At 53.2% G+C, this 7,916-nt stretch carries 8 protein-coding genes; 5 read left to right on the forward strand and 3 right to left on the reverse strand.

Annotated features, from left to right (window positions below):
• The first annotated feature begins 304 nt into the window (after window positions 1–304).
• The 5 genes from AC6F7T_RS06750 (at window position 305) to AC6F7T_RS06770 (ending at window position 3,966) form a co-directional block, all read left to right on the forward strand.
• Window positions 305–1,252 (forward strand): rhodanese-like domain-containing protein, encoded by a 948-nt coding sequence (locus AC6F7T_RS06750; protein ID WP_500717245.1) that lies wholly within the window; start codon window positions 305–307, stop codon window positions 1,250–1,252.
• A 6-nt stretch (window positions 1,253–1,258) separates the two neighbouring features.
• The gene (locus tag AC6F7T_RS06755; RefSeq protein ID WP_500717247.1) at window positions 1,259–1,777 is read left to right on the forward strand and encodes a glycine/sarcosine/betaine reductase selenoprotein B family protein; all 519 of its coding nucleotides are present in this window, start codon (window positions 1,259–1,261) and stop codon (window positions 1,775–1,777) included.
• Between the two features lie 117 nt (window positions 1,778–1,894).
• Complete coding sequence (locus AC6F7T_RS06760) at window positions 1,895–2,080, forward strand: hypothetical protein (RefSeq protein ID WP_500717249.1); 186 nt, start codon at window positions 1,895–1,897, stop codon at window positions 2,078–2,080.
• An 82-nt stretch (window positions 2,081–2,162) separates the two neighbouring features.
• Window positions 2,163–3,011: a nitrilase-related carbon-nitrogen hydrolase gene (locus AC6F7T_RS06765; RefSeq protein ID WP_500717251.1), complete on the forward strand. Its 849-nt coding sequence runs from the start codon at window positions 2,163–2,165 to the stop codon at window positions 3,009–3,011.
• Window positions 3,012–3,585: 574 nt separating this feature from the next.
• Window positions 3,586–3,966: a hypothetical protein gene (locus AC6F7T_RS06770; protein WP_500717253.1), complete on the forward strand. Its 381-nt coding sequence runs from the start codon at window positions 3,586–3,588 to the stop codon at window positions 3,964–3,966.
• A 36-nt stretch (window positions 3,967–4,002) separates the two neighbouring features.
• Here the strand turns inward: AC6F7T_RS06770 and AC6F7T_RS06775 are convergent, their stop codons facing one another.
• The 3 genes from AC6F7T_RS06775 to AC6F7T_RS06785 all read right to left on the reverse strand — a co-directional run.
• Window positions 4,003–5,313, reverse strand: a complete 1,311-nt coding sequence (locus AC6F7T_RS06775) for an HlyD family type I secretion periplasmic adaptor subunit (RefSeq protein ID WP_500717255.1) — start codon at window positions 5,311–5,313, stop codon at window positions 4,003–4,005.
• Window positions 5,313–7,409: a type I secretion system permease/ATPase gene (locus AC6F7T_RS06780; protein ID WP_500717257.1), complete on the reverse strand. Its 2,097-nt coding sequence runs from the start codon at window positions 7,407–7,409 to the stop codon at window positions 5,313–5,315. Before AC6F7T_RS06780 ends, AC6F7T_RS06775 begins: the two co-directional genes overlap by 1 nt.
• The coding region (locus tag AC6F7T_RS06785) for a hypothetical protein (RefSeq protein WP_500717259.1) at window positions 7,409–7,916 on the reverse strand (508 nt) is incomplete at its 5' end. The genes AC6F7T_RS06780 and AC6F7T_RS06785, both read right to left, overlap by 1 nt.

Here is a 7,916-nt window from a genome sequence, read left to right on the forward strand (position 1 = left end):
CAAAAAGTCATAGGATGGCTAAGCAAAAATTTCGTCCTACAAGGCCTGGTGGTTTTTCAGGGGCGCAGGCATACATAGAGTATGTCAAGATCCTGAAAAAACGCCGTAACGCCGTAGGGCGGACTTTTTGCGACGCCATCAAAATTACCTCAATAACTATCCAATATACTAAAAAATAAGTGCTAATACCTCCCTGTCAATTTTACAGTAATTTATGTATGTATTTTTTTTATAATATTTATCTTGACACTGTTGTTTTTAGAAAATATAACAAACAAACAACACCCAACTAGGAGGATTTTTTATGAAAAGGTTTCTTACTGTTTTGCTTGCATTACTGACAATCGGCGTCGGCACCAGCCACGCATCCCTTGAAGATTACTTTGTCGATACCAAATGGCTGATTGACAACCGCGATCAGGCCCTTGTTCTGGATGTTCGGCGAGCACCCCTCTACTGGCTTGGTCATATTGACGGAGCACAGCATGTCGGTCGAGACCAGTTTCTCTCGACCCGCAATGAGGTTAAAAGCCTGGTGCCGGACTTCGCTGACATCGCTATCCTGCTCGGCAACCTGGGTGCCACTCAGAAAACGCCGATTGTCGTCTACGCTGAAGACAACAACCCCTATGCGGCACGTCTGGTCTGGACTCTTCATTACCATGGCCATACCAATGCCTTCGTTCTTGATGGCGGCTATGAGAAATGGTCAAAAGAAGGCCATCCAACCAGTCTTCTTTCCAGCGCGAAACCTGAACCGGTAGAATACAGGGTGGTTGAACTGACCAGCTATCCTGATATCAGGGCTGAAGCGGATTACATCAGAACCCGCATTGATCACCCCTATACCGTTATCTGGGATACCCGTAGAACGGCTGAGTTTGTCGGCACCGAGGTACGAGCAAACCGGGGTGGGCATATTCCGGGCGCTGTTCACCTGGACTGGACGGAATTGCAGAAAGATGTTGACGGAGTGAAAGTTCTCAGAAGTCGTGACGAGATCATCAACCTGCTCAATGAGCGTGGTCTCACCCCCGACCGGGAGATCGTCGCCCATTGCCAGACCGGTATCCGCTCTGCTTATGCAACGCTGGTACTAATGGGTCTTGGCTATGAGCGGATAAAGAACTATGATGGCTCCTGGATTGAATGGGCAAACAATCCAACACTGCCCATCATCAGCGCTGATGGTACTCTTGACGGAACCCTTCAACATCGCAGTCTGGCCGCTACCGGTCTACAGAACAGGTAAGCATAAATGCAGTTTTCCCGCTTAAAAAACCAGCTACTGGCCCGCCTGGCAACCCGCTTTCCGGCCCTGGCCAAAAAATTTACTGACAGCTACACTCCGCGCGCGAGCTCAGGGGACATCCCCTGGGTTCGCCCCGCAGTTCCCCTGCACCAAGCCAAATTAGCGTTGGTAACGACGTCGGGCATTCACCACCCGGAGCAGCAGCCCTTTGATATGAACGATCCCAATGGCGACCCGAGTTATCGCGCCGTTGATAGCAACCGATTGTTTGGCGACTTTACCATCACCCATGACTATTACGACCACAGCGACGCCGACAAAGATCCCAACATCATCCTGCCCCTGGATCGGTTGCAGGAAATGGTTGCGGAAAAGAAACTCGGCAGTTTGGCCACTACCCACTATTCTTTCATGGGGCACATCGACGGGCCGCACATTGATACCCTGATTCACCAGACAGCCGCTGATATCGCCCAAAAACTGCTCCAGGACGAGGTCGATATCGTCCTTTTAACCCCTGGCTGAGGGATCTGCAATCAGTCCGTCGGACTGATCCAGCGCGTTATTGAAGAAGCCGGCATCGCCACCATCGGTATTTCCATCGTGCGGGAGTACGCCGAGAAGGTAAAGCCACCGCGCACGGTGTTTCTGAAATGGCCCTTCGGCCATCCCGTCGGCGAACCGCACAACAAGGCCCAGCAACGCGCCGTTGTTACCGAGAGCCTGCGGCTGCTCTACGAGATTGAAACTCCGGGCACCATTATCGACCTGCCATTTGCCTGGCGCCGACATAAATACGACACAGAAAACAAGATCTCCGCGAAATAGCCATGGCGGTGACTTCGGACTTGTCGCAACGAGGACAACGTGCTAATCAACTTAAGGTAACTCTTCTCACGGAGATGGCCCCATGCGCGTTGCCTGCCTGCAACTGAATTCTCAGGATGAGGTTGACAGCAACCTTGATACTGTTGCCCACCTGCTGGAAGAGGCCGCCGGGCAAAATGTGAACCTGGCAGTTCTGCCGGAAATGTTCGCCTTCATGCATCCTGAACAGGAGCGTAAATGGCAATTTGCCACGCAGGAGGCCCAACAGAAGGCCCTCCCCTTTCTTGTCGATCAAGCCCGTCGGCATCAGATGACCATCATCGGCGGCACCCTGTTGCTGGCAAACGAGGAACAGCTGTTGCGCAACTGTTGTCCGGTCTTTTCTCACGCCGGCAATCTGGTCGCCACCTACGACAAAATCCACCTGTTCGACAGCGACCTGCCGGATCGCAGTTACCGTGAGTCTGAACAGGTAACCGCCGGCAGCTCTCCGGAAATCATTGACGTAGATGAGTGGCGCATTGGTCTAAGTATCTGCTACGACCTGCGCTTTCCGGAGCTGTTCCGTTATTACGCCAGCTATAGGGCGGACATCCTGACAGTACCTTCAGCCTTTGCCGTTCCGACCGGCAACGCCCACTGGGAGATCCTGCTGCGTGCCCGCGCCATTGAAAACCAGGCTTTTGTTCTCGCCCCCGCCCAGATAGGAATCCATCCCGGCGGACGGGAAACCTATGGTCACAGCATGATCGTTGATCCATGGGGCACCGTCATTGCCCGGGCAACAAATGATTCTACCGATGGCGAACTGATAATCGCTGACCTCAGCAAACAACAGCTGGATGACGTCAGACGCCAGCTTCCGACCTTACAACATCGTCGCGACGAACTTTTTCTGTCTGCACAACAACCTCTCCCGACCCCAAAATAACCAGCAGCAAAGATTGATGGCGTCGCACAAACTCATCAACTGCAGCGTTGGCGCTATCGTCCCACTGCTTCGACCTTGGTAAGCATGCCTCATTGTGCAACAAGCCCCCTGCGGTGACCCAACGTCAGCAAGTACCTTTGAGCTCAGCAGGTTGTCATTTGCAGAATCATCTTTTTAGCGACCAAAAATTATTACGGGAAAACAGTGGCTTAGAATTTGTGTAATTATTCACCACTATCCTTGTGCAGGGTCGGGGGTCCTGTGGCAGGGGTGTTTGTCGCCATGAATGGCGACAACAAGCGGTCATGGATGACGAAAAGCGTCCCTTGACATAGGATCCGGAGATCCGGTGCTGAACAGATACGAATTTGTTACTTAGAAGCACCAACCTTCCGCTCTACTCTAAAAAGTCATCTCTCTCGCGCAAGCGGGAGTCCAGGAAGCTGAGCACCCCCCTGGATACCCGCCTTCGCGGGTATGACGTGCATTGTCGTTAAACACAGCGGAAGATTAATACCAATCAGAACAATTTTTTGCTAATCTGCGGCGGTCTCTCATTCGTTAAGGATACGCCATGAACTCAACCGAAAAATTTCAGCTCTACGGCATGATGCTGTTCAGCGTTTTAAGCTCTTTTGTCTTTGTTTTTTACACCGTCAATGTTTATTTCAGCGACAGCGCTACCACCTGGCTTAAGGGCTTTGCCTACGTCACCGGCGGCTACGGCCTGCTCAACATCTACGTATTAAGCTGGGCCTGGAACAGCCGCAGCGAATGGTCGGTCAAGGCTGACACCCTGTTGGCCGGTTGTTTTCTCGGCGTATTCATCATGAATACAGTGCGGCACAGTTTTTACGGAGGACCGACCGGAGTGGCCGCGATTATCGTCCTGGCGGTGGTGCTGTATATCAATGTGCAGGCGGTGAAACAAGTCTGCCGGCGGGCAAAAACCTGATCTTTTCATCCGCCGGGCGACCCTGCTTCCCTGAAGTCATCGCACACTGATCCCCTCATCCAGATAACGGATCAGCGGATAGAGAAAAAACTCGATAATCCGCCGTTTTCCCACCTTGATTTCCGCGGTGACACCCATGCCGCTGACAATCGGAGTGTCAACCCCGTCAACAGCCAGGTTTGTTTGTTCCGGATTGACGTATAGTTCGTAAACCAGCCCGAGCAGTTCATCTTCGATACTGTCGTGCGCTACCTGCAGCACCTTACCGTCGATCGTACCGTATTTCTGAAAATTAAAGGTATCCACCTTGATCGAAACATCCATCCCTGCGACCACAAAACCGGCATCCTTGTTTTGCAGCAGGGCACGAATCCGCAGAGGGGACTGCTCGGGGACAATGTAGGCGAGAACTTCCGCCGGACTGACCACGCCGCCGACGGTATGAAACAATAACCGTGACACATAGCCATCCACCGGTGCGGTGATCTGTTGCCGACCGCTCAAAAAACTCTTTTGCTCAATCTGCGCCTGCAGATAAAGCCGGCGTTGGGTTTTTTCCGCTAATTCCAGCAACAGCCGGTTGCGAAAATCCTCCCTGATCACAGCGATTTCCTGGTGCGTCTGCTGCTTGCGCGCAAGAACCTCCTCCTTGCGCCGTCGGGTGCCGAGGAGTTCGTTTTCAAATCGCGACAGTTCAGCCTGGGTCTGCTCGTATTCATCACGACTGATGATATCCCTGACCTGTTTCAGTCGTTCTGTTCGTTCCCTTAGCTGGGCCACCATGATCTCCGCATAATCAGCGGCATCATCGATCAACGCTGATTGTTCCGACAACTGCCGCAGCACGGCCTCTTTAGCCCCAAGCTGCTGCTGGAGACGTTCCTTTTCTGCCTGGTAAATTTCCTGTTGCATGGCAAACAGCTCCGCTGAGTCTTGCGGGTCATCCGTGATGAATTCATCATTTTTCAGCAAGGCGCTGATGCGCTGTCGTTCCATCTCAACCTGGCGCAGGTCGGTAGACAGGGAAACCAGTTCCGGATCGATACCGGACGGATCGATTTCCATCAAGACCTGTCCTTGCCTGACATAATCCCCCGGCTCTACCAGGATGCTGCGCGCCACCCCGCCGCTTAAGGGCTGAACCGTTTTCACTTCACCGCTGGGAATCACCTTTCCCCGTGCTGTAACCACCACATCCACCTTGCCGATAAAAAGCCATATAGCGGTAAACCCCATGGCGCAGATGATAATCCAGAAAATAATCCGCCCAAGGGGATTCAGAGGACGTTCTTCTATCTCCACCAGTAACGGCTTGAACTCATGCTGATCCTTGTCTTGTTGTCGCATCAGAACCCCTGCTGGGCATGAAGGCCGGCATAAACACCCTGCTGTTGCAGCAGTTGCTCATGACGGCCGGACTCCACCAGCTTGCCCTTATCCAGCACCAGAATCAGATCGCACTCCTTGATGGTCGCCAACCGGTGCGCAACAATGAGGGTTGTTCTGCCCTGCTTGATCTTCTTCATGTTCTGCTGAATGATATGTTCCGACTCATAATCCAGGGCCGAGGTCGCTTCATCAAAAATCAGCAGGCGCGGGTTATTGATCAGGGCCCTTGCAATGGCGATACGCTGCCGCTGCCCCCCGGAAAGGGACGCCCCACGCTCGCTCACCGGGGTATCGTAGCCTTCGGGTAATTGCGCGATAAACTCATGAGCGCCGGCGATCTGCGCCACCTGAAGGATCAACTCCATCGGCGCATCAGGTTTCGGCAGGGCGATGTTGTCACGAATGGTGCCGCTGAACAGATAGCTTTCCTGCAGGACGACGCCGATGTTATAGCGCAACCAGAACGGGTTCATGTGGCGGCTGTCGATATCATCGATATAAATCGCTCCCTCGTTGGGGATGTAAAGCCGCTGCAGCAACCTGGCCAGGGTACTTTTACCGCTGCCGCTGCGCCCGACAATACCGACACTCATCCCCTCTTTGATCTCCACCGAAATACCATCCAGCACCCTGGGACCATCGGGGTGATATTTGAAGGACAGATTATCCAGCTTCAGCGAACCTTTAAGCCGTGACAGGGTGATCGCTTTGTCACTACTCAGCTCGCGGGGATGGTTAAGAATATCCCCCAGTCGGTCGACCGACAGCAGCGCCTGCTGGAACTCGTGCCAGAGGTTCACCAGTCGCAACACCGGGCCGGAGAACTGTGCGGCAAACATCTGGAAGGCAATCAACTGGCCGATGCTCAGATCCCCCTGCAACACCGCCTTGACCCCGAGATAGAGGATGGAAATCGTCATCAGCTGGCGCAGGGTGCCGGAAATGGCGCCGGCGATGTTAGCGATGTTGGCCAGGTTGAAACTGGACTTGACGTATCCACCAAGATGATCCTCCCAGCGGTTCTGCATCGTCCCCTCAACGGCAAGGGATTTGACCGTTTGAATGCCGGTGACCGACTCGACCAGATAGGAGTTGGACCGGGCGCCCATCTGGAATTTGGTTTCGAGACGACGCCGCAATTCCGGGGTAATCACCAGATAAATCAGGGCGATGAGACTGACGAAAGCAAGAGCGACCAGCGTCAGCTTGACACTGTACAACAACATCACCGCCACAAACACCAGAGAGAAGAACAGGTCGATAACCACGGTTACCGCTTTGTTGGTGATAAATTCGCGAATGTTATCAAGCTCCCTGACCCGCGCAGCAATGGTACCGACCTGGCGCGCTTCGAAATAACGAAAGGGCAGCGCCAGCAGATGCTTGAACAGCTTGGTGCCGAGCTTGGCATCCAGTTTATGGGCGGTATGAATAAAAATGTAATTACGCGAGATGTTCAGCAGCAGCTCAAAAACCGCCACCGCCAGAAACGCGATGGCCAGCACATCCAGCGTGGTCAGACTGCGATGGACGATGACCTTGTCGAGAATCACCTGGGTAAAGAGGGGTGTCACCAAACCGAACAACTGAACGACAAAAGAACCCAGCAGAACCTCAGCGATAATCCGCTTGAAACGAAGAATTTCCTGCAGAAACCAGTTAAAACCGAACACCACCTGAGAGGATATCTTCTTGTGGCACAATATCAGATAGTCGTCAGCGCGCTCGTCCAGTTGCGCATAGCTCAGTTCAAAGCTCTTCTTTTGCACCGGATCAAACAGCAGGGCCTTTTCCTGCTTAGGGTCCAGTTTAAGCAGCACACTGCAAACGCCGGCGCTGTCAATCACCAGCGCCGGTAACGGATAACCGGAACCAACCTGCTTTGCCGTCAACTTTTTTCGTTTTGCCTTAAAATCATTGGCTTTAGCGATGCGCAGCAGATCTTCGACCCTCATCTCTGCGCTGACGCTGAATTCCCGCGCAATAGCGCGGATATCCACATCGATCCGATTCATCCGTGCCACCAGCTCAAAGGCGATCAGGGCTGGATTCATCAACTCCCCTCCATCAGATTGTGCAGTAACAACGACTGCACCGCCAGGTCGATGCGGCGTATATCCAGCTCCATCTTCTGTTGAGCCCACTCAATCTGTTGGCGCCAGGCAACAACCTGATCAAGTAACTGCTGCTCTGTCATCCGCTCCAGATCCTGCCGTTGCCGGTCGATCAGGGTCTGCCGCTCCAGCCGTACCGACTCCTGCTCTGTGAGATTTTGATAAAGCCGTTGTCGTTGCCTGATTTTTGCCTGAATCTCGGTGACCGTTTTCTTTTTGCGCAGTTCCAGTGAGCGCAACTCATGGTGCAACCGAGCTGTTTGTGCCAGACTGCGAAATCCGGCAAACAAGGGAACATCAACCAGCAGAACAATCCTGCTGTCGCGCGAGCTCAGGGATGAAAAAGAATCATCAAAACGACGCTGATCACTGCCGAACATCCGGTGGGAGCCGGTCAAAATCAGTTGCGGATAGCGACTGCGACGGGCCAGTCGCAGTTCGATTTCT

The sequence above is a fragment of the Pelovirga sp. genome (assembly GCF_059864205.1).

What these genes read in the sequence shown, in the direction of transcription:
- AC6F7T_RS06765 (WP_500717251.1), top strand. Translation starts at nt 2,163, where the DNA reads ATGCGCGTTGCCTGCCTGCAACTGAATTCTCAGGATGAGGTTGACAGC.
- AC6F7T_RS06780 (WP_500717257.1), bottom strand. Translation starts at nt 7,409, where the DNA reads ATGAATCCAGCCCTGATCGCCTTTGAGCTGGTGGCACGGATGAATCGG.
- AC6F7T_RS06775 (WP_500717255.1), bottom strand. Translation starts at nt 5,313, where the DNA reads ATGCGACAACAAGACAAGGATCAGCATGAGTTCAAGCCGTTACTGGTG.
- AC6F7T_RS06750 (WP_500717245.1), top strand. Translation starts at nt 305, where the DNA reads ATGAAAAGGTTTCTTACTGTTTTGCTTGCATTACTGACAATCGGCGTC.
- AC6F7T_RS06755 (WP_500717247.1), top strand. Translation starts at nt 1,259, where the DNA reads ATGCAGTTTTCCCGCTTAAAAAACCAGCTACTGGCCCGCCTGGCAACC.
- AC6F7T_RS06770 (WP_500717253.1), top strand. Translation starts at nt 3,586, where the DNA reads ATGAACTCAACCGAAAAATTTCAGCTCTACGGCATGATGCTGTTCAGC.